The organism is Burkholderia contaminans (assembly GCF_029633825.1).
Lineage (GTDB): Bacteria > Pseudomonadota > Gammaproteobacteria > Burkholderiales > Burkholderiaceae > Burkholderia > Burkholderia contaminans.
In genome coordinates this window covers 1,428,999-1,454,427 of sequence record NZ_CP090642.1, presented here as the reverse complement: position 1 = coordinate 1,454,427, position 25,429 = coordinate 1,428,999, and the positions used below count along the sequence as shown (strand labels likewise).

Here is a 25,429-nt window from a genome sequence, read left to right as displayed (position 1 = left end):
TCCTGCCTTATGCGCGCTCGACAATCATCGCGATGCCCTGGCCGCCGCCGATGCACATCGTCTCAAGCCCATAGCGGACCTTGCGGCGCTGCATTTCGTGCAGCAGCGTGCTCATGATGCGGACACCCGTCGCGCCCACGGGGTGGCCCAGCGAGATGCCGGAGCCGTTCACGTTGAGCTTGTCTTCCAGCGTCGCCATCGAGCTGCCCCAGCCCTTCACGCAGGCCAGCGCCTGGCACGCGAACGCTTCGTTCAGCTCGATCAGGTCCATCTGGTCGAACGTGAGGCCGGTGCGTGCCAGCACCTTCTGCACGGCAGGCACAGGGCCGATGCCCATGCGGGCCGGGTCGCAGCCGGCGGCGGCCCAGCCGACCAGCCAGCCGATCGGCGTCAGTCCGAGCTCGTCGAGCTTGTCCTCGGCCACGATCAGGCAGGCGGCGGCCGCGTCGTTCTGCTGGCACGCATTGCCGGCCGTGACGACGCCGTCCTTCATGATCGTACGCAGCTTCGCGAGGCTTTCGATAGACGTTTCGCCGCGTACACCCTCGTCCTGAGAGACGATCAACGCGTCGCCCTTGCGCTGAGGCACCGATACAGGAACGATCTCGGTATTGAAATATCCGGCCTGCTGTGCGGCGGCGGCGCGCTGGTGGCTTCGCGCGGCGAAGCGGTCGGACGCGTCGCGCGTGATGTCGTATTCGCGTGCCAGCGTCTCGGCGGTTTCGATCATGCCGCTGATACGGCCGAAGCGGCTTTCCGGTTGCGAGCGTTCACGGCCACGGTCGAGCCGATCGTGCATCGTGACCGAGCCCGCACGCTTGCCCCAGCGCATGTCGGTGGTATAGAACTCGACGTTGCTCATGCTTTCGACGCCGCCGGCCATCACCACATCGGCCGCGCCGGTCTGCACCATCATGGCCGCCGTGGCGAGCGCCTGGACGCCGCCGCCACAACGCCGGTCCAACTGCATGCCGGCCACTTCGATCGGAAAACCCGCCTGCAGCGCGACCCAGCGCCCGGTGCACGGCGTTTCGCCGCTCGCATAGCTTTGTGCGAACACGACGTCGTCGATGCGTGCCGGATCGAGCCCGGTACGCGCGACGACGGCGCGTGCGACGGTTGCGCCGAGTTCCTCCACGGGAACGCTCTTCAACGCTCCGCCAAACGCGCCCACGGGGGTGCGCAGCGGGGAGACGATGGCTGCTCGTTTCATTTCGAATGCCTCTTGAATGTCATCAATATTCAGCCACCCTTGTTCGCGTGTCACGCGCCGGCAGCCATGTTCGTTGCGATGCCGTCTCCGGATCAGCCGTAGCGACCGCCCGTGACGTGCAGCACTTCGCCGCTGATGAAACCGGCGCGCTCACTGGCGAGGAAAGCCACCGCGTCGGCGATGTCGTCCGGACGCCCGACGCGCTTGATCGGCTGCGCGGCCACGGCGCGTTCCTTGATCGTTTCGTAGGTCGGCAGCGCTTGCACCATTTCCGTTTCCATGAAACCCGGCGCCACGCAGTTTGCCGTGATCCCGTAGCGGCCTTCTTCCATCGACAGCGCCTTGGCCATGCCGATCAGGCCGGCCTTCGCAGCCGAGTAGTTGGCCTGCGTGGGATTGCCCAGATAGGCGCGCGAGCTGATGTTGATCAGCCGGCCCCAGCCCTGCTCGATGAAATGCGGCATCACGGCCCGCGCGGCCAGGAAGGCGCCCTTGAGCATGACGTTCATGACGAAATCCCAGTCGTCTTCGCTCATCTTGACCAGGTACTTGTCGCGCGGTGCACCGGCGTTGTTCACCAGGATATGCACGCCACCGAAGTGCTCGATCGTTTGGTCGACGAGGCGCTGGACGTCTGCTTCCCGCGTGATGTCACCTACGATGCAGTGTGCGGCCAGACCGTCGTCCTGCAGCGCCTTGGCCGTGGCTTGCGCCAGTTCGGCGGCGATGTCGGTGATGACGACGCTCGCCCCTTCCTGTGCGAGCCGGCGCGCGGTGGCGGCGCCCAGGCCGCGAGCCGAGCCCGTGACGATGGCAACTTTGCCGGTCAAACCCAGATCCATGTGTGTCTCCTGAAGAATTGCGTTTCAGCGCAGATCGACCCGCGCGTTGGTCAAAACCACCACTTTGCGCTCCACGGCCGTGACGCGCAGTGAAACCGTGTTGCCGCGTATCCACATCTCGGTGCGCAGCGTATCGCCGGGCCAGGCCGGCGCGGTGAAGCGCACGCGCATGCCTGCAAAGCGTGTGTCGTCGTAGGCCAGCACCGTACGCAGCACCGCATGCGCTGCGACGCCCATCAAGGCCATGCCGTGCAAAATGGGGCGGGGAAACCCTGCCGCGGAGGCCACGGCCGGATCGGCGTGCAACGGATTCAGGTCGCCGCTTAATCGGTAGATCAGTGCCAGTTGCGTCGGGGTGGTCAACTCGCATACACAGTCCGGCGCGCCGTCAGGCATCGCGTGCGGTGTCGGCAAGGCGTCGGTGCTACCGCCTTCGCCGAACCCGCCATCGCCGCGCAACAGGCTCAGCTGAACGACGGTGGCGAGCAGGTTTCCCGTCTCGGCATCCGCGATGTCGCGCGTCTGCTGGAGAAACGCGCCCTTGTTTTCCCCTTTGTCCCACAGGCCGGTGATGCGGGTCGTGCCCGTGACGCGGCCGCTCGCCGGTAGGGGCGCGTGAATCCTGATTTCCTGCTCCGCGTGCAGGATCTTTTGCCAGGTGATGCCCGTGTCCGGTTCGCGTGCCCAGAAGCCCGGGTACGCGAGCACGTTCGCCATGGTCGGCAGCGCACGTAGCGACGCGCCGTCCTTGCCTTCGTAGACGTAACGCAATTGCCCCGCATCGAGCGGATCGGCGCCGAGGCCCAGCCCGAGCGCGTAGAGCTGGGTGTCGCGCAGCGAGTACGCATGCTCGATGGACGGGAACGGGCGGGACAGCAAGTGATTCGGCTGGAGCGGCATGGTGGACGTAACGGCAGTTGACTCGAGCTCCTACGATGGAACCGGCTCGAACGGCGGTCAACGGATCGCCGAACGTTGTTCCGTACCTTGGCAGGAGCTGCCATCCCTGTCGTGGCCGATCGCCAATGCCAGCCTCGTCGTGGCACTTTCATTCTGCGGAACGTTTTCGGCGGATCGGTTGTATCGCGTTGGCGGCCGGCGCAGCATCGGAGCATGTTCATCCCTTCATCTGGCGTACCGACATGATTCGCGATCAAGAAACGCTCAACGGCCTGCTCGAATCCATCGCCCGCTTCGTCCGCGAGCGGCTCATGCCCAATGAGGAACTCGTTGCCGAAACCGACGAGATTCCCGACGACATCGTCGCCGACATGAAGGCGATGGGCCTGTTCGGCCTCACCATTCCGGAACGCTTCGGCGGTCTGGAGCTGACCATGGAAGAGGAGGTGCTGGCGGTGTTCGAACTGTGCCACGCGTCACCGGTATTTCGATCGTTGCTGGGCACCACCGTGGGCATCGGCTCGCAGGGCATCCTGTTCGACGGCACGCCCGAGCAGCAGGAGAAGTATCTGCCGCGCCTCGCGACTGGCGAGCTGATCGCGTCGTTCGCACTGACCGAACCGGAAGCGGGCTCCGACGCGGCATCGCTTCGCACCACGGCGATCCGGGATGGAGACGACTACGTGGTCAACGGCACCAAGCGCTTCATCACGAACGCGCCTCATGCGGGCATCTTCACGCTGATGGCCCGCACCAATCCGGACGACAAAGGCTCGGGCGGCATTTCGGCGTTCATCGTCGATGCGAAAACGCCTGGCATCAGCTTCGGCAAGCGCGATAAGAAAATGGGGCAGAAAGGTGCTCATACGTGCGATGTGATCTTCGACGGTGTGCGCGTGCCGGCGGCGAACCTGATCGGCGGGAAGGAAGGGCAGGGTTTCAAGACGGCGATGAAGGTGCTGGACAAGGGGCGCATCCATATCGCCGCGGTATGCGTTGCCGTGGCCGAGCGAATGCTGTCGATGGCGTTGTCCTATGCGATGGAGCGCAAGCAGTTCGGCAAGCCGATCGCCGATTTCCAGCTCGTGCAAGCGATGCTGGCTGACAGCAAGGCCGAGATCTATGCGGCTCGCTGCATGGTGGTGGATGCCGCGCGCCGGCGCGACGACAAGCTGCCGGTCAGCACCGAGGCCTCGTGCGCGAAGCTGTTCGCCTCCGAGATGTGCGGCCGTGTGGCCGATCGCGCCGTGCAGATTTTCGGCGGCGCCGGCTACATGGCCGAATACGCGATCGAGCGCTTCTATCGCGATGTGCGCCTGTTCCGCATCTATGAGGGCACGACCCAGATCCAGCAGGTGGTGATCGCCCGCAACATGGTCCGTGACGCGCAATGAAGCGCGATGCGAAGGATGCGATGACGGGTTTCGACGAACATGCCGAAGCACGGCGCGACAGGGCAACGGAGGCCGAACGATCGTTCGCACGCCTGAGCCCGGACGGGGCGCGGCGCGATGCCGCGAACTGGGCGTGGGTGGGCGGCAGCGCTCACTATGACTGGATGGATCACACATCGTTGTTCATGCACCGCGACTAACGCTGGTTTCGGGCATCTGCACGCCGCACCGATGCCGTCAGCAGGTCGGCTGAGTGCTGTTCGTCGTCGCGATGCCGATAGCGACCCCCGGCAGAACTCGTGAGAATGCAGATGCCCGGAAGCAGTCCGATGCATCGCGAACGACGCCGCAGATCTCGCGCATCCCCGGGAAATCGGTTCGGCGGCGGATGGATCGCGTCGACAGGATCTCTTTAACCCTTAACGATTCATAGCTGCCGTGACTTCTACCCCCATCCAGTCCATCCTGATCGCGAACCGCTCGGAAATCTCGATCCGCGTGATGCGTGCCGCCGCTGAGCTGAACATTCGCACGGTGGCGGTCTATTCGAAGGAAGACCGGCTTGCGCTGCATCGCTTCAAGGCGGACGAGAGCTACCTGATCGGCGAGGGCAAGAAGCCGCTCGCCGCGTATCTGGACATCGACGACATCCTGCGCGTCGCGCGGCAGGCGAAGGTCGACGCGATCCATCCCGGCTACGGCTTCCTGTCCGAGAACCCGGATTTCGCGCAGGCCGTGATCGATGCAGGCATCCGCTGGATCGGCCCGTCGCCGGACGTGATGCGTACGCTCGGCAACAAGGTGGCCGCGCGCAACGCGGCGATCGCCGCAGGCGTGCCGGTGATGCCCGCGACCGCGCCGTTGCCGGACGATCTCGATGCGTGCAAGGCACTGGCCGCGGAAGTTGGCTATCCGCTGATGCTGAAGGCGAGCTGGGGCGGCGGCGGGCGCGGGATGCGCGTGCTCGAGAACGAACGCGACCTCGAGACGCTGCTGCCCGTCGCGCGCCGCGAGGCGCTGGCCGCGTTCGGCAACGACGAGGTGTACGTCGAGAAACTCGTGCGCAATGCGCGGCACGTCGAGGTGCAGGTGCTCGGCGACCTGCACGGCACGGTCGTGCATCTGTACGAGCGCGACTGCACGGTGCAGCGACGCAACCAGAAGGTCGTCGAACGCGCGCCGGCGCCGTATCTCGATCACGACGGCCGGCAAGCACTGTGCGAATCGGCGCTGCGCCTGATGCGTGCCGTGGGCTACACGCACGCGGGCACCGTCGAATTCCTGATGGACGCCGACACCGGCCAGTTCTACTTCATCGAGGTGAACCCGCGCATCCAGGTCGAGCACACGGTGACCGAGATGATCACCGGGATCGACATCGTGAAGGCACAGATCCGCATCACGGAAGGTGGGCAGATCGGGCTGACGGAGGATGCGACGGACGGCGACGGCTCGCTCATCGCGCGCGCAGCCGGCGTGCCGGAGCAGCACGCGATCCCGCTGAACGGCAACGCGCTGCAATGCCGGATCACGACCGAGGATCCGGAGAACGACTTCCTGCCCGACTACGGGCGGCTCACGGCCTATCGCAGCGCGGCGGGCTTCGGCGTGCGGCTCGATGCCGGCACCGCCTATGGCGGCGCGGTGATCACGCCGTACTACGACTCGCTGCTCGTGAAGGTGACGACCTGGGCGCCGACGGCGGCCGAATCGATTCACCGGATGGATCGCGCGCTGCGCGAGTTCCGGATTCGTGGCGTCACGTCGAACCTGCAGTTCCTCGAGAACGTGATCAACCATCCGGCCTTCATCGCGGGTGACGTGACGACGCGCTTCATCGACAAGACGCCGGAACTGCTCGAATTCGCGAAACGCGGCGACCGCGCGACGAAGCTGCTGCGCTATCTAGGCGAGCTGAACGTCAACGGCAACGCCGAGATGAACGGCCGCACGCTGCCGGCGCTGCCGCTGCAGAAACCGGTGCTGCCGAAGATCGATACGGCCGTGGCGATCCCGGCCGGCACGCGCGATCGCTTGCGCGAGCTCGGCCCCGAGAAGTTCGCGCGCTGGATGCTCGACCAGAAGCAGGTGCTGCTGACCGACACGACGATGCGCGACGCGCACCAGTCGCTGTTCGCGACGCGCATGCGCACGGCCGACATGCTGCCGATCGCGCCGTTCTATGCGCGCGAGCTGTCGCAGCTGTTCTCGCTCGAATGCTGGGGTGGCGCGACCTTCGACGTCGCGCTGCGCTTCCTGAAGGAAGACCCGTGGGAGCGGCTCGCACTGCTGCGCGAACGCGTGCCGAACATCCTGTTCCAGATGCTGCTGCGCGGCTCGAACGCGGTCGGCTATACGAACTACGCGGACAACGTCGTGCGCTTCTTCGTGCAGCAGGCTGCGAGCGCTGGCGTCGACGTGTTCCGCGTGTTCGACTCGCTGAACTGGGTGCGCAACATGCGCGTGGCGATCGACGCGGTCGGCGAGAGCGGGATGCTGTGCGAAGGCGCGATCTGCTACACCGGCGACCTGTTCGACACGTCGCGCTCGAAGTACGACCTCAAGTATTACGTCGGCATCGCGCGCGAGCTCCAGCAGGCCGGCGTGCACGTGCTCGGCATCAAGGACATGGCCGGCATCTGCCGTCCGCAAGCGGTCGCGACGCTCGTGAAGGCGCTCAAGGAGGAAACCGGGCTGCCCGTGCATTTCCACACGCACGACACGAGCGGCATCGCTGCGGCGTCGGTGCTCGCGGCGATCGGTGCGGGCTGCGACGCGGTGGACGGCGCGCTCGATGCAATGAGCGGGCTCACGTCGCAACCGAACCTGTCGAGCATCGCGGCCGCGCTGGCCGGCAGCGAGCGTGATCCGGGGCTTGACCAGGATCGCCTGCACGAAGCATCGATGTACTGGGAAGGCGTGCGCCGTTATTACGCGCCGTTCGAATCGGAGATCCGCGCGGGCACGGCCGACGTCTACCGTCACGAGATGCCCGGCGGCCAGTACACGAACCTGCGCGAGCAGGCGCGCTCGCTCGGCATCGATCATCGCTGGACCGAGGTGTCGCGTGCGTATGCAGACGTGAACCGACTGTTTGGCGACATCGTGAAGGTCACGCCGACGTCGAAGGTGGTCGGCGACATGGCGCTGATGATGGTCGCGAACGACCTGAGCGTAGACGACGTGCGCAGCCCGGACAAGGACATCGCGTTTCCGGAATCGGTCGTGTCGCTGTTCAAGGGTGAGCTGGGTTTTCCACCCGACGGCTTCCCGGCCGAGCTGTCGCGCAAGGTGCTCAAGAGCGAGCCGCCGGCGCCGTATCGCCCGGGCGACCAGATTCCGCCGGTCGATCTCGACGCGGCACGCAAGCAGGCCGAGGCCGCGTGCGAGCAGCCGCTCGACGATCGGCAACTGGCGTCGTACCTGATGTATCCGAAGCAGACGGTCGACTACTATGCGCACGTTCGCTCCTACAGCGACACGTCGGTCGTGCCGACGTCGGCGTTCCTGTACGGGCTGCAGCCGCAGGAGGAGGTGGCGATCGACATCGAGCCGGGCAAGACGCTGCTCGTGTCGCTGCAGGGCCAGCACGCCGATGCGGAGGACGGCATCGTGAAGGTGCTGTTCGAGCTGAACGGCCAGTCGCGCTCCGCGCTGGTCGAGCAGAAGACGGTCGTGCACGCGGGCAAGGAGCGCCATGGGTTGCAGCGCGCCGATCCGGGCAATCCGCTGCACATCGCCGCGCCGATGCCGGGCTCGGTGGTGACGGTCGCCGTGCAGCCGGGGCAGCGCGTGACGGCCGGTACGACGCTGATCGCGCTCGAGGCGATGAAGATGGAAACACACATCGCGGCGGAGCGCGACTGCGAGATCGCGGCCGTGCACGTGAAGCCGGGCGAGCGGGTGGCGGCGAAGGATCTGCTGATCGAGATGAAGGGAGCCGTGTAATGCTGGCTCGCTTGTCGGACCACGATTCCAGATGCGCGTTGCCGTCTGTCGCGTCCCTTTGATCGGATCGATTTGATTAGGAAGTGATCGGTTGGACAAGCTTCAAGCAATGAAATTCTTCGTGCGCGTTGCCGAAGAGGGCAGCTTTACCGGCGCGGCAGAGCGTATGGACGTTACAACCGCGCTCGTGTCGCGTGCGGTTGGTGCGCTCGAGACGCATCTGAGGACGCGGTTGATCAACCGAACGACGCGGCGGATCGCACTGACGGAAGCGGGTGAACGCTATCTCGGTCGGTGCGAGCAGATTCTCGCCGGCATCGACCTGGCCGAGGCGGAGGCGGCCGACGCGCATGCGAGGCCGGCGGGGCGCCTGCGCGTACACGCGACACCGGGTTTCGGCCAGAGCTATGTATTGCCGGCCGTGTTGGCATATCGGCAATCCTATCCGAACGTGTTGGTCGAACTGACGCTGTCTCAGCATGTGCCGGACTTGATCGATGACGGCTATGACGTCTCGCTGCAGCTGAGTGCGGCTGACCTGCCGGATTCGGGGCTCGTGTCGAAGCGTCTCGGTAGGCTCAGCAGTGTGCTGTGTGCATCACAGGCCTATCTCGACACGCATGGCGTACCGCTCGATACGCAAATGCTTGCTGAACACGCTTGCCTGCAAATCGTCTCGTCCGTGTTCCCGAACAACCACTGGCAGTTGACCGGGCCGCATGGTGCCGAGCGTTTCGAACTGCCACCGGCCCAGCTCCGGGTCAATACGGCAGAGGCGCTGGCCGTTGCCTTGCGCGCTGGCGCCGGAATCGGCGCATTGCCCATGTCGACTGCAGTGCCGACCCTGCGAGGTGGCGGATTGGTACGGGTGCTGCCCGATTACACGCTGCAGTCGCTGACGGCTTACGCACTCTATCCATCACGCCAGTATCTCGATGCGAAGATCCGGACCTTCGTCGAGTCGCTGCAAGCATCGATTCCGACGGCCCTCGAAGCGGATATGGCCGCGCTCAACGTGACCTGACATTTCGAGCGTGCTATCGCTCGATCGCCGGCAATTCGTCGAAATGATTCGGTCTCGGCGGCCCTCGTTGTCAATCTCGAATTAACACTGATGTCGTCTCGTGTGTCTTGATGGCGATGCATCCCGCCCGCATCATCGTTACTCCTGTATTCACGGGCTGCGCGACGAGCGATGGCCTTGCATTCAAATGACGAATGAGCATGCTTCCCTTTTCCGATCTCTTGTTTTTCGTAATGGCCTGACACTGCGCAATCGCGTTGTGATGGCACCGATGACGACCTGGTCCGCCGACCCCGATGGCGCCATTTCAGACGCCGAACTCGACTACTACCGGCGCCGTGTTCAAGGCGTCGGCATGGTCGTGACCGGTTGTACGCATGTGACGGAGAACGGCATCGGCTTTACCGACGAGTTCGCCGCTTACGACGACCGTTTCATTCCCAGCCTGAGAAGACTGGCCGAAGCGGCCAAGAGCGGTGGCGCGCTTGCCGTCCTGCAAATTTTCCATGCTGGCAACAAAGCCGTTGTCGAGGCCGTCCCGAATGGCGAACTCGTGAGCGCATCCGCCGTCGCCGCACTGGCGGGACCGTTCAACCGCGGTGACGTAACGCCGCGACCGCTGGCGTCCAACGAGATCGAAGACATGGTGCGGGCTTTTGGCGACACCGTTCGCCGGGCGATCGAAGCGGGATTCGATGGCGTGGAACTGCACGGCGCGCATGGCTTCCTGCTGCAAAATTTCTTTTCTCCGCGCTACAACCGGCGCTGTGACGAATGGGGTGGGTCGCTGGAGAACCGCATGCGCTTTCCGCTGGCGGTCGTCAGCGAGGCGCGACGTGTGATTGCCGCGTACGCGAAGCGCCCGTTCCTGTTGGGGTACCGGATATCTCCGGAGGAGCGCGAGGAGGGCGGATATCGTGTGCCGGATGTTTGCGCACTGGTAGACAAGGTCATCGAGGGCGGGGTCGACTACGTGCACGCGTCTCTCAATGACGTTCGAGGTGCACGGCCGTTGGGCGCGGATACCGGCCTCACGGTGAAAGCGATCGTCGACCATGTCGGCGGCCGCGTGCCGGTGATGTCTGCCGGGATGCTTCGCACCCCGCGCGAAGCCGCGGACGCCCTCGATCTCGGGCTGTCGCTGGTAGCGGTTGGAAAAGGGCTCGTGATGAATCCGGATTGGGTGGCGATCGCCGAAACAGGTTGCGACGCACAAATTCGCCACGCAATCGATATGGGCGAGCAGTCGCAATTGTCGATTCCGGAGGGCTTGTGGGCGGCGATTGAAATGGCGCCTGGCTGGATTCCCGTGCATCGGCCAGAGGCGGTTGTCGACTGATCTGGATCGATTGCGGATTTGTTCCGTACTATGATTGGTCGCATGGCAGGCGTTCCGACGCGTCAGCTACGGAAAACCGCCGATTCACCGTATCCGTGTGCAGTGTGCGTTCTGTTCCGTCTTTCAAAGTACGGAATGAGTCGGCGATCCAATTGACTTGATGCCTCCCGGGTCCTGTAATGAATGCCATCGGATGCAACCACGGACCGCGCGCCGTTGATGCCGCGCGCGGTCCGTGGTTGCAGAACAGATAGTTCATGGCCGTTTTCAGAGCCAGATAGAGACAAACGGAGCAATCGATGTCGCCTCACGCACGCCAGGCAGAGACACCCGCGTCCGGACAGGAGAAGGCAACCTGGGGCGATCCATCGCTCGACGACGGCCGGAATCTGGACAGCGGATCCGCATCCCAATCGATGGTCGTTCCATTGGCACGGAGTCTCGCGATACTGGCTGCGTTTTCCCCGCACGAGCCGTGGCTCGGCAACCAGGAACTCGTGGCCGAGACGGGTATTCCTGCACCGACGGTTTCCCGGATGGCGCGTTCTCTGGTCGCGCTCGGTTACCTTCACTATTCGCCGCAGCGTCGAAAATACCGGCTTGCCGCGCCCGTGCTGTCGCTCGGCTATGCGGCAATCGCTCATTCCAACGTTCAACTGCTAGCGCGACTTGAAATGCAGGCATTCGCGAATGCGAGCGAAACCTATGTGGTACTCGGCACACGGGATCGTCTCGATGTGATCGTGCTGGAAACGTGCGCGAGCAAGCCGGCGTCAGTCGATCTGAAGCTCTATGCGGGCACTCGCCTACGTATCGCATCATCGCCGATGGGCTGGGCCATGCTCGCGGCACTCCCGGAACTTGAACGCTTTTACTTGCTGGGCAACATCGAACGCAAGACAGGGCGTGATTGGCCCAACCTGCGTCGCCGTATCAGCGAGGGCATTTCACAGGTGCACAACGTCGGCTATTGCGTGTCGCTGGGCGAGTGGGAGCCGGATCTCACGATTCTCGCGGTGCCGCTGGTGGTCCAGGACCATACCCCGCTCGTGCTCGCCTGCATTGGCCGCAGCGCCCGGCTGGGACGTGCCCGGGTCGAGCGTGAACTCGGGCCGCGTCTCGTTGCAGCCGCCCGGCATTTGCAGGAGCAGGCGATCGTCGCCGGCTGACACGAATATGGAAAAGACCGACAGCCAAACAGGTGTGACGTTGACCGTCGAGCGAGGGCTCGAGGTGCTGCATGCGTTTCGGGCGGTACGTGCGCCCTTGTCGAATGCGGAACTGGTACGGCGTACCGGTCTCCCGAAGGCGACAGTGTCTCGACTGACGTCGACACTGATTTCGACGGGTTATCTGCGCCGCGTGGGCGGCGGCCGGCAGTTCGAACTCAGTGCCGGCGCATTGAGCATCGGCCACGCGTACCTGGAGGCAAATCCGGTCACGCGTCTGGTTACGCCCGTGATGCAGAAACTTGCCGACAAGCTGGATCTGTCGGTAGCGCTTGCGGTCCCGCATCGGCTCGACATGGTGTATATCGCGTGGCGAGCAAGCCCCAAGATCGCGACCTTGCGGCTTGGCGTCGGCTCCTTGCTGCCGATGGAGTCGACTGCTGTCGGCCGTGCTTACCTCTACGGACTACCTGAGGATGCGCGCGATGCATTGATCGCGGAGTTGCTCGAAGCGGCAGGAGACGACGCGGATGTCGTCCAAAAGAACCTTGATGCGGCGTTTGCCGACCTGGAGCAGTCGGGCGTGTGCATGTCGGTTGGCGAATATCAGCGGAATGCATACGGCATAGCAGTGCCTATTGTGGTCGGTCGTACCCACACGCTGATGGCGCTGAACTGCGGTGCGGTCGAGCTGGAGCCGGATATGACTGCAATCCGTCGGCGCGTAGTGTCCGAATTGAAGGCCGCGGCGGAAACGCTGTCGTTTATTTTGAGTGATGTCGACTGCGAGCCCTGACGTCCGGCAGTTCCATGATCCGACGGACGTCAGGGCATCGCAGGGGCGATGGTTTTACAGTTCGCTCACGAGCTCCGGCACGAGCGAGAACAGATCGCCGACGAGGCCATAGTCGGCCACGCTGAAGATCGGCGCTTCCGGATCCTTGTTGATCGCGACGATCACCTTCGAATCCTTCATGCCGGCCAGGTGCTGGATCGCACCCGAGATGCCTACCGCGATGTACAGCTGCGGTGCGACGATCTTGCCGGTCTGGCCGACCTGATAGTCGTTCGGCACGTAGCCTGCGTCGACTGCCGCGCGCGAAGCGCCGAGTGCTGCTGACAGCTTGTCCGCCAGCGGCTCCAGCACCTTCGTGTAATTCTCGCCGCTGCCCAGACCGCGGCCGCCCGACACGATGATCTTCGCGCTCGTCAGTTCCGGACGGTCCAGCTTCGTCACTTCACGGCTCACGAACTGCGACTTGCCTACGTCGGCCGCCGCCTCGATCTTCTCGACTGCTGCGCTGCCACCTTCGGCCGCTACTGGATCGAAACCCGTCGCACGCACCGTGATGACCTTGATCGGGTCGCTCGACTGCACCGTCGCGATCGCGTTGCCCGCGTAGATCGGGCGCTCGAACGTGTCCGCGCTGTCAACTGCCGTGATGTCCGAGATCTGCGCGACGTCCAGCTTCGCGGCGATACGCGGGGCGATGTTCTTGCCGTAGGCCGTCGCCGGCGCGAGGATGTGCGAGTAGTCCTTCGCGATGTTCAGCGCGGTCGCCTCGACGTTTTCCGCCAGGCCCGCTTCGAGTTGCGGCGCGTCGGCCAGGAGGACCTTCGACACACCTGCGATCTTCGCTGCTGCGTCAGCAGCCGCTTGCGCATTGTGGCCCGCGACCAGCACGTGAATGTCGCCGCCAATCTTCGCCGCCGCCGCCACCGTGTTCAACGTCGCGGCCTTGATCGACGCGTTGTCGTGTTCTGCAATCACCAGAATCGTCATTTCTTTCCGCTCCCTCTTACAGCACCTTGGCTTCGGTCTTCAGCTTCTCGACCAGCGTCTTCACGTCCGGTACCTTCACGCCGGCTGTGCGCTTCGGCGGTTCGGCCACCTTGAGCACTTTCAGGCGTGGCTTCACATCGACACCGAGATCTTCCGGCTTCACCGTGTCGAGCGGCTTCTTCTTCGCCTTCATGATGTTCGGCAGCGTCACGTAGCGCGGTTCGTTCAGGCGCAGATCCGTGGTGATGACGGCGGGCAGTTGAAGCGACAGCGTTTCCGCGCCGCCGTCGACTTCGCGTGCGACGGTCGCGCGGCCGTCGGCGATCGTCACCTTCGATGCGAAAGTCGCTTGCGGCAGGCCTGCCAGCGCCGCCAGCATCTGGCCAGTCTGGTTCGAATCGTCGTCGATCGCCTGCTTGCCGAGGATCACCAACTGCGGCTGCTCTTTGTCGACCAGCGCCTTCAGGATCTTCGCGACGCCCAGCGGCTCGACGCCATCGTTCGATTCGACGAGGATCGCGCGATCCGCGCCGATTGCCAGCGCCGTACGCAGCGTTTCCTGCGCCTGCGCGACGCCTACCGATACGGCGATCACTTCGGTCGCCACGCCCGCTTCCTTCAGGCGCACCGCTTCTTCCACCGCGATTTCGTCGAACGGGTTCATCGACATCTTCACGTTCCCAATGTCGACGCCCGATTGGTCGGATTTCACGCCGACCTTCACGTTCGCGTCGACGACGCGCTTGACCGGGACCAATACCTTCACTTTGCGTCTCCTTTTCCAATCAACAATCCAGCACTCACTGCACGGAATAATCTGCCGCACTGGCGTAGCGTCAACAGTGTCGGTTCTGCCATGGTCAGGTCAACACCGGCGGTTCAATGATTCCGTACTTCGGAAACCGCGAGGAGCTCGTGGAATTGACAATACGTGCCGGATGGCGCGGCACAGACGAAAATCTGCGTTGTGGTTATTCCGACGTACGGAACAACACCTGGTCGTGCGTTGACGCTTCCAGACGCCGCGCACACGATTGGGATCAAAGCCCAGCGCATGCGGAAACCGCGTCGGCTTCGTTCGGATGGATGGTCGCGCTGGGACTGTCGACGAGATCGCGGAGCTGTTCGTATTCCTTGCATCCGACAAGTCCGGCTATACGTCCGAAACGACTGTCACGGTGGACTGCGGGACCACGTCGCGCGGCTCGGTCAGTCAAACATAGAAAGGAAGAATCATGTCAGAGAGCGATCAGGAGACATCCGTATACGCGTCGTATTCGAGTCTTGCGTTCGATCGACCCGCGAAGGGGGTCTTACGCATTACGCTCAACCGTCCTGAGCGGCTCAACGCGCTCGACGCGCGCGGTCACGATGAATTGGCGCGAGTGTGGAGAGACGTCGACGAGGATCCGAGTGTCGCCGCCGTGATTCTGTGCGGTGCAGGCAAGGCATTCTCGGCAGGTGGCGACTTCGACATGGTCGAGGAAATGATCGATTCGTTCGACGCGCGGGTGCGCGTTTGGCGCGAATCCAAGGATCTCGTCTACAACATCATCAACTGTTCGAAGCCGATCGTCTCCGCGATCCATGGCTCGGCGGTAGGCGCGGGGCTCGTGGCGGCGCTGCTCGCGGATATTTCGGTGGCCGGCCGATCGGCACGCCTGGTGGACGGTCATACGCGGCTCGGCGTCGCAGCCGGCGATCACGCAGCGATCATCTGGCCGCTGCTTTGCGGCATGGCCAAGGCCAAATATCACCTGATGCTGTGCGAACCCGTGAATGGCGAGAAGGCCGAGCAAATCGGGCTGGTATCCGTCGCGGTAGACGATGCCGACGTTCAGGAGACGGCATTGTCGATCGCAGTGCGGCTCGTGAACGGTGCGCCGTCGGCGACACGCTGGACCAAATATGCGCTCAACAACTGGCTGCGCCAGGCTGGGCCGACTTTCGACGCGTCGCTGGCACTGGAGATGCTCGGGTTCGGCGGGGCCGAAGTACGCGAAGGCGTGAAGTCGTTCCGCGAGAAGCGCGCGCCGGAATTCCCCCTCGAAACGCCGGTGTCTCCGACGCGGAGCGTGTAAGCCGAAAGATCGGCGAATGGAAACGGGCCTTGCAAACCTCGGTATCTCACATGCGAATGCCGCGCGCCGGCTCGTTCCGTTCGGCATCACTCGGTAGAACAGCGCTGGTGTCATGTGTGAGGTTTGGTGAAGTCTGATCGGCGAGATACCGATCACCGGGATCGTACCGATCGCGGACGCGAACCAGCCATTGCACAAGCGTTTTCTGCGTACGTGACCCGTGATCTATTCTCTGCTTCAGGAAACTGAAATGGCGTTCAATATTTCCTTTTCGGCACAGTCGTATCTGTTCGTACCCGGCAACCGCCCGGAGCGCTTCCAGAACGCGTTGTCGAGCGGTGCCGATGCCGTCATCGTCGATCTCGAAGACGCGGTCGAGCCAAGGGCCAAGGAGGATGCGCGTGCAACTCTGACGGCCTGGCTGTCGCGCACTCATCCCGTTCTGGTACGGATCAACGGTCGTGGGACGCCGTGGTTTGAAGAGGACGCGAAGCTTGCAGCGCTCGATGGTGTTGCCGGCGTCGTAGTGCCAAAGGTAGAAAGTGCTTCCGACGTGATCGAAGTCGCGTCGCGCGCACGCCGCAAGGTTCCGATATTTCCACTCGTTGAAACGGCTGCCGGCATGTTCTCGGCTCTCGAGATCGCGAAGGCGCCGAACGTGAAACGATTGATGTTCGGGACGCTGGATTTCATCGCGGAAATGGGGATGCAGGACGACCGCGACGCATTGAATCCGTATCGTGCACAGCTTGCGCTCATTTCGCGCGTCGTGGGACTTGAACAGCCGATCGATGGCGTCACTCCCGATGTCAACGATGTCGAGCGGCTGACGGCTGACGCGTTGAACGGCAAGCGCCAGGGTTTTGGCGCAAAGCTGTGTATCCATCCGAAGCAGATTGCGGCCGTTCATGCTTGTTATCGACCTGATGCGCAGGAGCTGGCGTGGGCAACACGTATTGTCGACGCGATGGCGCAGTCGGACGGTGGCGTGATCACGGTAGACGGCAAGATGGTCGATCGTCCTGTTCTGCTGCGCGCGCAGCGTGTGCTCGCGATTGCAGCCGCGAAGCAGTCGTGATCACCGACTCCGCTTACCGATCGACCGGGTGTAGGAACGCGGTCGCGCAGTGAGCGAATGAAAAAGGTCGGCTGGTCGTGACGACGAAGCCGAGTTCAACCTGCGATGGGAATCCGTCGCTTCTACCTGATTTTAATCAGCACATGTCCCAAACCAGTCTCATCGAGCAGTACGGCCCGCGCGAATCGATGGAATACGACGTCGTGATCGTCGGCGGCGGCCCCGCCGGGCTGTCGGCGGCGATCCGGCTCAAGCAGCTGGCCGCCGAAAAAGGCACCGAGATCGGCGTGTGCGTGCTCGAGAAGGGTTCCGAGATCGGCGCGCACATCCTGTCGGGCGCGGTGATGGACCCGCGCGCGATCAACGAGCTGTTCCCCGACTGGAAGGAACGCGGCGCACCGCTCGACGTCGAGGTGACGGAAGACCGCTTCCTGTTCCTGTCCGAGAAGAGCGCGGTCACCACGCCCAACTGGGCGCTGCCCGCCAACTTCCAGAATCACGGCAACTACGTGATTTCGCTGGGCAACGTCACGCGCTGGCTTGGACAGCAGGCCGAGGCGCTCGGTGTGGAGATCTTCCCCGGCTTCCCGGCTGCCGAGATTCTCTATAACGACGACGGCTCGGTGAAGGGTGTCGCGACCGGCAACATGGGCGTGGGCAAGGACGGCGAGCCGACCGAGAACTTCCAGCTCGGCATGGAGCTGCACGCGAAGTACACGCTGTTCGCCGAAGGCTGCCGCGGCCACCTCGGCCGCCAGCTGATCTCGAAATTCAAGCTGGACGCGAACGCCGATCCGCAGGCGTACGGGATCGGCATCAGGAACTAGGGAAATCGACCCGGCCAAGCTACAAGCCGGGCCTCGTGATCCACACGGCCGGCTGGCCGCTGAAGTCGGATACGTACGGCGGCTCGTTCCTGTATCACATGGACAACAACCAGGTCGTGGTCGGCTTCGTGGTGGGCCTCGGCTACACGAACCCGTACCTGTCGCCGTTCGAGGAATTCCAGCGCTACAAGACGCATCCGTCGATCCGCGCATTCCTGGAAGGCGGCAAGCGCGTGTCGTACGGCGCGCGTGCGATCACGGCCGGCGGCCTGCTGTCGCTGCCGAAGACGGTGTTCCCGGGCGGCGCGCTGATCGGCGACGACGCAGGCTTCCTGAACGCATCGCGGATCAAGGGCAGCCACGCGGCGATCAAGACCGGCATGCTGGCGGCCGACGCCGCGTTCGACGCGGTGCAGGCCGGCCGCCAGTCGGACGAGCTCAACGCGTACCCGGACGCCTTCAAGCAGTCGTGGCTGTACACGGAGCTGTACCGCGCGCGCAACTTCAAGCAGTGGATGGCCAAGGGGCTGTACCTCGGCACGCTGATGGTCGGGCTCGAGCAGAAGGTGATGGGCGGCAACGTGCCGTGGACGCTGCACCACAAGCATGCGGACCACGAGATGCTGAAGCCGGCGTCGCAATGCCAGCCGATCGAGTATCCGAAGCCGGACGGCAAGCTGACGTTCGACCGCCTCTCGTCGGTGTTCATCTCGAACACGAACCACGAGGAGAACCAGCCGGCGCACCTGACGCTGAAGGACGCGAGCGTGCCGGTGAACGTGAACCTGCGCACGTACGCGGGGCCGGAGGGGCGCTTCTGCCCGGCAGCCGTGTACGAATTCGTGAAGAACGACGACGGCAGCGACCGCCTGGTGATCAACGCGCAGAACTGCGTGCACTGCAAGACCTGCGACATCAAGGACCCGACGCAGAACATCGTGTGGGTCACGCCGGAAGGCGGCGGCGGGCCGAACTACCCGAACATGTAATGGCCGGAGCGCGCCGCCACGAGCGCGCTTTTTTGTTTGATCAAAGCGAGTGTGACGACGGCCATCTCGCTCACGGGCCTGTTCGAGCTTGCACGATTGGATCGTTATTCCAGTTCGGCGCTGGCCTGCATCGCCAGTTGCCCGTGCGGGCCCCGCGCCCACAGGCGGGCGGCATGTCCTTCGAGCTTGCCGTTCAACGTGAACGGCGCGGTGTCGAACAGCGGGCTCACAGCCTTGAACTCGAAGCGGCGAACGGTCTTGCCTGGGTGCGTGCGGCGCAGTTCCTCCAGCAGCAGCATCGCGATCAGCGGACCGTGTACCACGAGGCCCGGATAGCCTTCTTCCTGCATCGCGTAGGGCCGGTCGTAGTGGATCCGGTGGCCGTTGAAGGTGAGCGAGGAAAAGCGCATCAGCAGCACCGGATCGGGCGTGACGACGCGCGAATACTCTTCGTCGGTCGGCGCCGGTGCCGGTTGAGGCGCCGGTTCGCCGGCTGCGGTGGGGGGCGGCGCATCGCGATACACGATGTCCTGTTCTTCGCGGATGGCCACGCCCTCGGCGTCGCTCGTTTCGTGCAGCACGGTGACGAACACCAGCCGGCCGCTGCGGCCGGATTTACTCTGCACGCTGAGGATCGTGGAGCGGCGCTGCACGGGTGCATCGACGGCCAGCGGGCGCAGGAACTGCAGCCGTCCGCCGGCCCACATGCGGCGCGGCAGCGTGACGGGCGGCAGGAAGCCGCCGCGCTGCGGGTGACCGTCGACGCCGATGTTCGACTGTCGCTCGCCCGGCAGGAAGTACAGCCAGTGCCAAAGCGGCGGCAGCGTCGCGGGTAATTCGGAGGGGTTCGCGTAGTCCAGTGTCGCCCGCAGCAGACGGACGGGGGCCTGGGTAATCCGGTCCGTATGGTCTTCGCTGCGGCCGACCCACGCGTCGAAGGATTCGAGAGACTCGAGACTCATGTCGTTTCGTGTTCGAAGATGGAAGCGTCGCAAAAGCTACCGGCCCCGTAGGTCAGCCCCAACACAACCGCATCGGGAATCAGTAGGAACGGGGAAGCTGCAGCACGTGCTCGGCCACATGCCCGAGGATCATGTTGGTGGAAATCGGCGCGACCTGGTACAGGCGCGTTTCGCGGAACTTGCGCTCCACGTCGTATTCGCAGGCGAAACCGAAGCCGCCGTGCGTCTGCAGGCAAGCATTGGCCGCTTCCCAGCTGGCTTTCGCGGCCAGGTACTTGGCCATGTTGGCCTCGACGCCGGCATTCTGGCGCGCGTCGATCTTCTCGCAGGCGCGCCAGCGCATCAGGTTCGCGGCCTCCAGCTCGATGAACGATTCGGCGAGCGGGAACTGGATACCCTGGTTCTGCCCGATCGGGCGGCCGAACACCTTGCGCTCGCTTGCGTAGTCGCGCGCTTTCTCGAGAAACCAGTAGCCGTCGCCGATGCACTCGGCCGCGATCAGCGTGCGCTCGGCGTTCAGGCCGTCGAAGATCACCTTCAGCCCCTTGCCTTCGGTGCCGAGTAGCGCGTCTTCCGGCAGCTCCAGGTTGTCGAAGAACAGCTCGTTGGTCTCGTGGTTGACCATGTTGAGGATGGGGCGCACCGTGAGGCCGTTGCCGATCGCCTTGTCCAGCTCGACGATGAAGCACGACAGCCCGTCGCTCTTCTTCTGCACCTGGTCGAGCGGCGTGGTGCGCGCGAGCAGGATCAGCAGGTCGCTGTGCTGAACCCGCGAGATCCACACCTTCTGGCCGTTGACGACCCAGCGGCCGTCCTTCTTCACGGCCGTGGTCTTGAGCTTGGTGGTGTCGCTGCCGGTGGTGGGCTCGGTCACGCCCATCGACTGCACGCGCAGTTCGCCCGCCGCGATGCGTGGCAGGTAGCGCTGCTTCTGCGCTTCGGTGCCGCTGAACACGATGGTGTTCATCACGTACATCTGGCCGTGGCACGCGCCCGAATTGCCGCCGGAGCGGTTGATCTCTTCCATGATGACCGACGCCTCGGCCATCGACAGCCCCGGGCCGCCGTATTCCTGCGGAATCAGCGCGGCCAGCCAGCCGGCCTGCGTGAGGGCCGTGACGAACGCTTCGGGGTAGCCGCGCGCCTCGTCGATCTTGCGGTGGTAGTCGGCCGGAAACTGATTGCACAGGCCGCGTACCGCGTCGCGGATTTCCTGGTACTGGTCGGGGGCGGAGAAAACGGAGGCGCTCATGAATCGTGTCTCGTCATTGGCATGGGTTGAGTCCATAATAAGTTTTGATGGATCTCTTAAACAATAGAATTTCCTGATCGTCGAATCAGTTTTTGGTATCGAGGTATCCGCGATGGATCTCAAGCAATTGCGTGCGTTCGTCACCGTGGCCGAAACGGGCAACGTCACCCGGGCATCGAGCCTGTTGAATCTCGTGCAGCCGGCGGTGTCGCGGCAGCTGCGCCTGCTCGAGGAGGACATGGGGACGGAACTGTTCGACCGTAGCCGCCACGGCATGCAGCTCACGCCGTCGGGCAAGACGATGCTCGAATACGCGCGCCGCATCCTCAACGAGGTGGCGCGGGCCAAGGCCGAGATCCAGCCGACCGAGGGGCCGGTGGCGGGCATCGTGAGCATCGGGCTGCTGGCCAGCACGTCGGACCTGCTGGCCACGCGGCTGGTGGGCGAGGTGGCACGGCGCTACCCGCACATCCGCCTGCGGCTCACGATCGGCTACGCGGGCCACCTGCAGGACTGGCTCGAAGCAGGGGATGTCGATGCGGCGCTGCTGTACGGGCAGAAGGGGACGCCCGCGCTGCACGTCAAGGCGTTGATCGACGAAAGTCTGTGGGCCGTCGCGGCGCCGTCGGCCAAGCTGTCGCGCAAGCGGCCGGTGTCGCTCGAGCGGGTCGCGCGCGAGCCGTTCATCCTGCCTGCCGCGCCGCAGGGCCTGCGGGCGGCGATCGAGCACGCGGCGGCCGAGGCAGGCGTGACGTTGCAGGTGTTCGCCGAAACCAATGCGCTGAGCGTGCAGAAGGAACTGGTCGCGCAAGGCCACGGCTGGACGATCCTGCCGGCCGTCGGCGTGACACAGGAGGTCGAGCGCGGCACCCTGAGCGCGGCGCCGCTCGCGTCGCCGGGCGTCCGGCGCACGATCGTGCTCGCGGCGCCCAGCAGCCGGCAGGCCACGGCGCCGGTGCGCTGCGTGGTCGGTGTGCTGCTCGATTGCGTGAAGGCGACGTTCGACCAGGGCGACTGGCCCGATGCGCGCTGGCTAGGCTAAGAGGTCAGTTCAAAATGACGGCGACGTTGGCGATGCGGCGGATCATCAGCCGAACTGATCACGAAGTTGGTCGAGCGTGGAGTCTGGACGGGTATTGTGTTGCTTGCGACTGCGCACGATCCTCACTGAAACGGCAGCAGCAGTGGCGGCGGTCGCCTCGCGCGCTCGATACAACGCACACCAAAGTACGGAACGTGGGCCGAGATCGCGTTGACGCGTCCCGATGGCAGTGCTGCAATCGATACAGAACACCTTTGCCGCCACAGCCTGCTCTCGAGTCCTGCTGTAGCGGACCCGACGGCCCCATTTACCTGCTCGTAGAAGCAGCTTGCATGTCGCGGTGGCGTGCCGACTACCCCATTCCACATAGACCGTTCCGAACGCAGTGAGCAGCGTCGGATCCGGGCCTTCGTGACTTTCGATTTCGTCGCGTATGAATCACGCTGAACCCTCGATTTCGGCGTCTTCGCACGATGCCGGCAAGGCTGGCCGTTGCGAAGCGCTTTCCGCCATCGTTCGACCTGGTGACACCGTGATGTGGGGCCAGTCACACGCTGAGCCGGTCACGCTGATGCGCGCGCTCGTTGCCCAGCGTGAGCATCTGAAGCGGATCCGTATCTTCCTCGGTATCGGCCTCGCCGACGTACTTGCCCCCGAGCATGCCGACGCGTTCGACTTTCTCGCGTACTGCGGGAGCGGATCGAACCGAAAGCTGGCCCGCGCGGGCGTGCTCGACATTCTTCCTGTCCATTACTCCCAGCTGCCGGGGTTGATCCGTTCTGGCGGGTTGCGGATAGATGTCGTGATGCTTCAGGTCCCGCCGCCGGACGACCTGGGACGCTACAGCCTCGGACTTGCGCGCGAGTATCTGGTCGAGGCGGTGAAGCACGCGCGCGCGATCGTCGCCGAGGTGCATCCGGACGTTCCGTGGACTCATGGTGGACCGTATCTTCGGGCTGACGATATCGATTTGTTGGTGGCATCCGACGCGGTGTTCCCCGAGGCGCCCGTCACGGAACCCGGGCCGGTCGAGCAGGCAATCGGTCGGCATGTCGCATCGCTCGTCGAGGACGGCGCGACGCTGCAGACAGGTATCGGCTCGATTCCCGATGCAGTGATGGCGGAATTGCGGGGCAAGCGCGACCTCGGCGTGCATTCGGGAAGTATCGGCGATGGTGTTGCAATGCTCTGCGAGGCCGGTGTCGTCACGAACGCGAAGAAGTCGATCGACACGGGGGTCACGATCGGTGGGGTCATCATCGGTTCCGCGCGGGTACGTCGCTTCGCGCATCGGAATCCCGCGCTCGAGTTGCGCGGTACTGAATATACGCATAACCCGGAGGTGCTCCGTGGGATCGACCGATTCGTCGCGATCAATTCGGCAGTGGAGGTGGACCTGACCGGGCAGATCAACGCCGAGATGGTTGGCGACACGTACGTCGGCGCCGTCGGCGGTGTCGGCGACTTCCTGCGCGCGGCACAGCTCAGCCATGGAGGCGTTCCTATCGTCGCGCTGCCGTCAACCGCCGGGCGGCATAGCCGGATCGTGACACGATTGTCGGGGCCGGTCACGATACCGAGAAGCGACGGATGCGTGATCGTGACCGAATACGGGATTGCCGATCTGCGTGGCCTGTCTCTCGCCCAGCGCATTCCGAAGATGATTGCAGTCGCACACCCCGATCATCGCGAACGACTCGCACGCGAAGCCCATCCGGGCAGCTGAATGACGCGACCACGGGCGACGTGCCGGATTGAGTCGAGGCGCGCCGTCGATAGCGGAGCAATGGAAGGAGAAACACATCATGCAGAAGCGCGCCAATCGCTCGCTGTTGAATGAACGGACCATGGCAGACGTGGAAACGATCCATCGTTTGTCATCGTCACGATTTACTTGTCGCGCCTATTTGCCGGACGCCGTTCCGGCGAGTGTGATCGGCAGCATCGTCGACATCGCTAAACGTTCTGCGTCGTGGTGCAATGTGCAGCCATGGCACGTGGTGGTGACATCCCGCGAGACGACTGATCGGTTCCGTGCTGCACTGGTCGACCATGCCGCGCGGCATACCGAGATCGATTCCGATATACCGTTTCCGGCCGAGTACCCCGGTGTCTATGGCGAACGTCGCCGCGAAATCGGATATGCCCTTTACGAGGCGCTCGGTATCGACCGCGAAGACCGCGTCGCTCGTGCCAGGCAGGCTGCGGAGAACTTCCGGCTGTTTGGTGCGCCTCACGTGGCGATCCTGACGATGCCCGCCGAACTCGGACAGTACGCAGCCGTCGACAGCGGGGCATTCGTCGCGTCGTTCCTGCTGGCGGCTCGCGCCTATGACGTTGCCACGACGCCCCAGGCGGCACTCGCAAACCATGCGGGCTTCATTCGAAAATATTTCGGGATCGGAGACGAGCGGAAGTTCGTTTGCGGCATCGGATTCGGTTACGCCGATCTGGCGCATCCCGCCAACGGATTTCGCTCCACCCGGGCAGCGACGAAGGACGTGATGCGGATGGTCTGAGCAGTGACGCGTTCGCCTGCCTCGATTTTGGCCGCATGTGACGGCTCGACCTGCTGAGCCGATTCGATGACAACCCGACAGCGCTAGCTAGACGGGGTGGATGTGGCGACCGAGGAACTGCGCTGCAACCTCTCCGAAGACGTCGTTGCGATCGCCAGCCACCATGTGCCCGGCGGCAGCAACGTTGACGTACTCGGCATGGGGGCAGAGTTTGAGGAATTCGTGCACGCCCGCTTCGCTGACGATGTCGGAATTGCCGCCGCGCACCAGCAACGTCGGCAGCTTGAGCCTTCGCGCACACGCGGAATAGCGTGCGTGGCGTCGATCCAGGTCGCGGGGCCACGCGAGAAAATGCGGATCCCAGTTCCAGCGATATCTTCCGTCTCCGTCGTGACGCAGGCTGCGGCTCACGTTGCTTGAAACGAACCCATTTTTTGGATTCCGGCGATACCGCCTGATCGCGTCGACGGCTTCGTCGGGAGATTCGAACCCGTCCGGCCGACGCATCAGCGACTGCAGACGGACGACACCGTGCGGCTCGACACACGGCGCAATGTTGACGAGCACCAGTACGCTGCATCAAGAAAGCCTTCCCCGACTGCGAGCAAGCTCGTGCCACCTCCCAGGCCGGCGCCGACAAGCATCGGTCGTCGGCCGTCGAAGAGCGTCGCGACGCGTTCGAGATCGCGGACCATCGCGATCTGACTGTAGTTGCCGGTCGGCGACCAATCCGATTCACCATGGCCTCTTGCGTCGAAAGCAACGGCATGAAAGCCGGCCGCGCCGAGCGCGTGGCCGATTCCGCTCCACGCATGACGCGTTTGCCCGCTGCTGTGCAGCAGGATGACGGGTGCGCCGAGCGGGTCGCCCCACGATTCGCCGGCGAGCCTCAGGCCGTCAGCACTTGTCCAGGTGTGAGTCCTGCCCTTCGAGCACGAAGGGCAGGTTTCCTCTTTCATCGAAATCGTCATGATTGCACCGCTTCAGCATTACGTAACCATTCGCCACCGATCAGGCATCGTGAGCTATCGAGGCGCCCGGATCCCGCGTTCTCGGCCCGGGATCCG

At 64.0% G+C, this 25,429-nt stretch carries 22 protein-coding genes and 1 pseudogene; 14 read left to right on the top strand and 9 right to left on the bottom strand.

All coding sequences use genetic code 11. The annotated features are described in order from the left end of the window. Positions 1 to 7: 7 nt before the first annotated feature. From LXE91_RS38640 to LXE91_RS38630, 3 genes are all read right to left on the bottom strand, one after another. Positions 8 to 1,213: an acetyl-CoA C-acetyltransferase gene (locus LXE91_RS38640; RefSeq protein ID WP_039343239.1), complete on the bottom strand. Its 1,206-nt coding sequence runs from the start codon at positions 1,211 to 1,213 to the stop codon at positions 8 to 10. Between the two features lie 92 nt (positions 1,214 to 1,305). Then, positions 1,306 to 2,055, bottom strand: a complete 750-nt coding sequence (locus LXE91_RS38635; protein WP_039343240.1) for an SDR family NAD(P)-dependent oxidoreductase — start codon at positions 2,053 to 2,055, stop codon at positions 1,306 to 1,308. 24 nt (positions 2,056 to 2,079) lie between these two features. Next, on the bottom strand, positions 2,080 to 2,955 hold the full coding sequence (locus LXE91_RS38630; protein ID WP_039343241.1) for a MaoC family dehydratase: 876 nt from the start codon (positions 2,953 to 2,955) through the stop codon (positions 2,080 to 2,082). A gap of 242 nt (positions 2,956 to 3,197) precedes the next feature. Between LXE91_RS38630 and LXE91_RS38625 the strand changes: the two genes are divergently transcribed. From LXE91_RS38625 to LXE91_RS38595, 7 genes are all read left to right on the top strand, one after another. Beyond that, positions 3,198 to 4,349, top strand: coding sequence for an acyl-CoA dehydrogenase family protein (locus LXE91_RS38625; RefSeq protein WP_039343242.1), 1,152 nt, complete (start codon positions 3,198 to 3,200; stop codon positions 4,347 to 4,349). Positions 4,350 to 4,369: 20 nt separating this feature from the next. Then, the gene (locus tag LXE91_RS38620) at positions 4,370 to 4,549 is read left to right on the top strand and encodes a hypothetical protein (RefSeq protein ID WP_135370834.1); all 180 of its coding nucleotides are present in this window, start codon (positions 4,370 to 4,372) and stop codon (positions 4,547 to 4,549) included. 229 nt (positions 4,550 to 4,778) lie between these two features. Further along, on the top strand, positions 4,779 to 8,297 hold the full coding sequence (locus LXE91_RS38615; RefSeq protein WP_039343244.1) for a pyruvate carboxylase: 3,519 nt from the start codon (positions 4,779 to 4,781) through the stop codon (positions 8,295 to 8,297). 91 nt (positions 8,298 to 8,388) lie between these two features. After that, positions 8,389 to 9,321 (top strand): LysR family transcriptional regulator, encoded by a 933-nt coding sequence (locus LXE91_RS38610; protein ID WP_039343245.1) that lies wholly within the window; start codon positions 8,389 to 8,391, stop codon positions 9,319 to 9,321. 187 nt (positions 9,322 to 9,508) lie between these two features. Beyond that, positions 9,509 to 10,660 (top strand): NADH-dependent flavin oxidoreductase, encoded by a 1,152-nt coding sequence (locus tag LXE91_RS38605; protein WP_039343246.1) that lies wholly within the window; start codon positions 9,509 to 9,511, stop codon positions 10,658 to 10,660. 299 nt (positions 10,661 to 10,959) lie between these two features. Next, positions 10,960 to 11,829 (top strand): IclR family transcriptional regulator, encoded by an 870-nt coding sequence (locus LXE91_RS38600; protein WP_052760076.1) that lies wholly within the window; start codon positions 10,960 to 10,962, stop codon positions 11,827 to 11,829. A 7-nt stretch (positions 11,830 to 11,836) separates the two neighbouring features. Then, positions 11,837 to 12,625, top strand: coding sequence for an IclR family transcriptional regulator (locus LXE91_RS38595; protein ID WP_039343247.1), 789 nt, complete (start codon positions 11,837 to 11,839; stop codon positions 12,623 to 12,625). Between the two features lie 54 nt (positions 12,626 to 12,679). Here LXE91_RS38595 and LXE91_RS38590 read toward each other — a convergent pair whose 3' ends face one another. After that, positions 12,680 to 13,612 (bottom strand): electron transfer flavoprotein subunit alpha/FixB family protein, encoded by a 933-nt coding sequence (locus LXE91_RS38590; RefSeq protein ID WP_046543620.1) that lies wholly within the window; start codon positions 13,610 to 13,612, stop codon positions 12,680 to 12,682. A gap of 16 nt (positions 13,613 to 13,628) precedes the next feature. After that, complete coding sequence (locus LXE91_RS38585; RefSeq protein ID WP_039346716.1) at positions 13,629 to 14,378, bottom strand: electron transfer flavoprotein subunit beta/FixA family protein; 750 nt, start codon at positions 14,376 to 14,378, stop codon at positions 13,629 to 13,631. Positions 14,379 to 14,694: 316 nt separating this feature from the next. Between LXE91_RS38585 and LXE91_RS38580 the strand changes: the two genes are divergently transcribed. The 4 genes and pseudogenes from LXE91_RS38580 to LXE91_RS38565 all read left to right on the top strand — a co-directional run bounded on the left by LXE91_RS38580 (position 14,695) and on the right by LXE91_RS38565 (position 18,587). Continuing rightward, the gene (locus tag LXE91_RS38580; RefSeq protein ID WP_113976530.1) at positions 14,695 to 14,835 is read left to right on the top strand and encodes an SDR family oxidoreductase; all 141 of its coding nucleotides are present in this window, start codon (positions 14,695 to 14,697) and stop codon (positions 14,833 to 14,835) included. 12 nt (positions 14,836 to 14,847) lie between these two features. Next, complete coding sequence (locus LXE91_RS38575) at positions 14,848 to 15,693, top strand: enoyl-CoA hydratase/isomerase family protein (RefSeq protein ID WP_039346718.1); 846 nt, start codon at positions 14,848 to 14,850, stop codon at positions 15,691 to 15,693. Positions 15,694 to 15,943: 250 nt separating this feature from the next. Further along, positions 15,944 to 16,771, top strand: coding sequence for an HpcH/HpaI aldolase/citrate lyase family protein (locus tag LXE91_RS38570; RefSeq protein WP_039346720.1), 828 nt, complete (start codon positions 15,944 to 15,946; stop codon positions 16,769 to 16,771). Between the two features lie 143 nt (positions 16,772 to 16,914). Further along, a pseudogene (locus LXE91_RS38565) lies at positions 16,915 to 18,587 on the top strand (electron transfer flavoprotein-ubiquinone oxidoreductase). Between the two features lie 104 nt (positions 18,588 to 18,691). Here the strand turns inward: LXE91_RS38565 and LXE91_RS38560 are convergent. Next, the gene (locus tag LXE91_RS38560) at positions 18,692 to 19,549 is read right to left on the bottom strand and encodes an HTD2 family dehydratase (protein WP_039341367.1); all 858 of its coding nucleotides are present in this window, start codon (positions 19,547 to 19,549) and stop codon (positions 18,692 to 18,694) included. A gap of 79 nt (positions 19,550 to 19,628) precedes the next feature. Next, on the bottom strand, positions 19,629 to 20,801 hold the full coding sequence (locus LXE91_RS38555) for an acyl-CoA dehydrogenase family protein (RefSeq protein ID WP_039341364.1): 1,173 nt from the start codon (positions 20,799 to 20,801) through the stop codon (positions 19,629 to 19,631). Between the two features lie 112 nt (positions 20,802 to 20,913). On the opposite strand from LXE91_RS38555, the gene LXE91_RS38550 reads away from it, so the two are divergent. The 3 genes from LXE91_RS38550 (at position 20,914) to LXE91_RS38540 (ending at position 24,362) form a co-directional block, all read left to right on the top strand. Beyond that, positions 20,914 to 21,843: a LysR family transcriptional regulator gene (locus LXE91_RS38550; RefSeq protein WP_039341361.1), complete on the top strand. Its 930-nt coding sequence runs from the start codon at positions 20,914 to 20,916 to the stop codon at positions 21,841 to 21,843. 433 nt (positions 21,844 to 22,276) lie between these two features. Beyond that, a complete protein-coding gene (locus tag LXE91_RS38545; RefSeq protein ID WP_082139489.1) occupies positions 22,277 to 23,569 on the top strand; it encodes an acetyl-CoA hydrolase/transferase family protein in 1,293 nt (430 codons plus the stop codon). A gap of 79 nt (positions 23,570 to 23,648) precedes the next feature. Next, complete coding sequence (locus LXE91_RS38540) at positions 23,649 to 24,362, top strand: nitroreductase (protein WP_082139488.1); 714 nt, start codon at positions 23,649 to 23,651, stop codon at positions 24,360 to 24,362. An 87-nt stretch (positions 24,363 to 24,449) separates the two neighbouring features. Here the strand turns inward: LXE91_RS38540 and LXE91_RS38535 are convergent, their stop codons facing one another. Together LXE91_RS38535 and LXE91_RS38530 are read right to left on the bottom strand one after the other, a co-directional pair. Next, complete coding sequence (locus LXE91_RS38535) at positions 24,450 to 24,929, bottom strand: alpha/beta fold hydrolase (protein WP_223274490.1); 480 nt, start codon at positions 24,927 to 24,929, stop codon at positions 24,450 to 24,452. After that, positions 24,869 to 25,333, bottom strand: coding sequence for an alpha/beta fold hydrolase (locus LXE91_RS38530; RefSeq protein WP_223274489.1), 465 nt, complete (start codon positions 25,331 to 25,333; stop codon positions 24,869 to 24,871). Before LXE91_RS38530 ends, LXE91_RS38535 begins: the two co-directional genes overlap by 61 nt. Positions 25,334 to 25,429: the final 96 nt, after the last annotated feature.

Coding starts and splice junctions, on each gene's coding strand:
- LXE91_RS38600 (WP_052760076.1), top strand. CDS start 10,960: ATGTCGCCTCACGCACGCCAGGCAGAGACACCCGCGTCCGGACAGGAG.
- LXE91_RS38590 (WP_046543620.1), bottom strand. CDS start 13,612: ATGACGATTCTGGTGATTGCAGAACACGACAACGCGTCGATCAAGGCC.
- LXE91_RS38545 (WP_082139489.1), top strand. CDS start 22,277: ATGAATCACGCTGAACCCTCGATTTCGGCGTCTTCGCACGATGCCGGC.
- LXE91_RS38555 (WP_039341364.1), bottom strand. CDS start 20,801: ATGAGCGCCTCCGTTTTCTCCGCCCCCGACCAGTACCAGGAAATCCGC.
- LXE91_RS38560 (WP_039341367.1), bottom strand. CDS start 19,549: ATGAGTCTCGAGTCTCTCGAATCCTTCGACGCGTGGGTCGGCCGCAGC.
- LXE91_RS38580 (WP_113976530.1), top strand. CDS start 14,695: ATGGATGGTCGCGCTGGGACTGTCGACGAGATCGCGGAGCTGTTCGTA.
- LXE91_RS38530 (WP_223274489.1), bottom strand. CDS start 25,333: ATGACGATTTCGATGAAAGAGGAAACCTGCCCTTCGTGCTCGAAGGGC.
- LXE91_RS38625 (WP_039343242.1), top strand. CDS start 3,198: ATGATTCGCGATCAAGAAACGCTCAACGGCCTGCTCGAATCCATCGCC.
- LXE91_RS38595 (WP_039343247.1), top strand. CDS start 11,837: ATGGAAAAGACCGACAGCCAAACAGGTGTGACGTTGACCGTCGAGCGA.
- LXE91_RS38570 (WP_039346720.1), top strand. CDS start 15,944: ATGGCGTTCAATATTTCCTTTTCGGCACAGTCGTATCTGTTCGTACCC.
- LXE91_RS38575 (WP_039346718.1), top strand. CDS start 14,848: ATGTCAGAGAGCGATCAGGAGACATCCGTATACGCGTCGTATTCGAGT.
- LXE91_RS38620 (WP_135370834.1), top strand. CDS start 4,370: ATGACGGGTTTCGACGAACATGCCGAAGCACGGCGCGACAGGGCAACG.
- LXE91_RS38605 (WP_039343246.1), top strand. CDS start 9,509: ATGACGAATGAGCATGCTTCCCTTTTCCGATCTCTTGTTTTTCGTAAT.
- LXE91_RS38550 (WP_039341361.1), top strand. CDS start 20,914: ATGGATCTCAAGCAATTGCGTGCGTTCGTCACCGTGGCCGAAACGGGC.
- LXE91_RS38630 (WP_039343241.1), bottom strand. CDS start 2,955: ATGCCGCTCCAGCCGAATCACTTGCTGTCCCGCCCGTTCCCGTCCATC.
- LXE91_RS38640 (WP_039343239.1), bottom strand. CDS start 1,213: ATGAAACGAGCAGCCATCGTCTCCCCGCTGCGCACCCCCGTGGGCGCG.
- LXE91_RS38635 (WP_039343240.1), bottom strand. CDS start 2,055: ATGGATCTGGGTTTGACCGGCAAAGTTGCCATCGTCACGGGCTCGGCT.
- LXE91_RS38540 (WP_082139488.1), top strand. CDS start 23,649: ATGCAGAAGCGCGCCAATCGCTCGCTGTTGAATGAACGGACCATGGCA.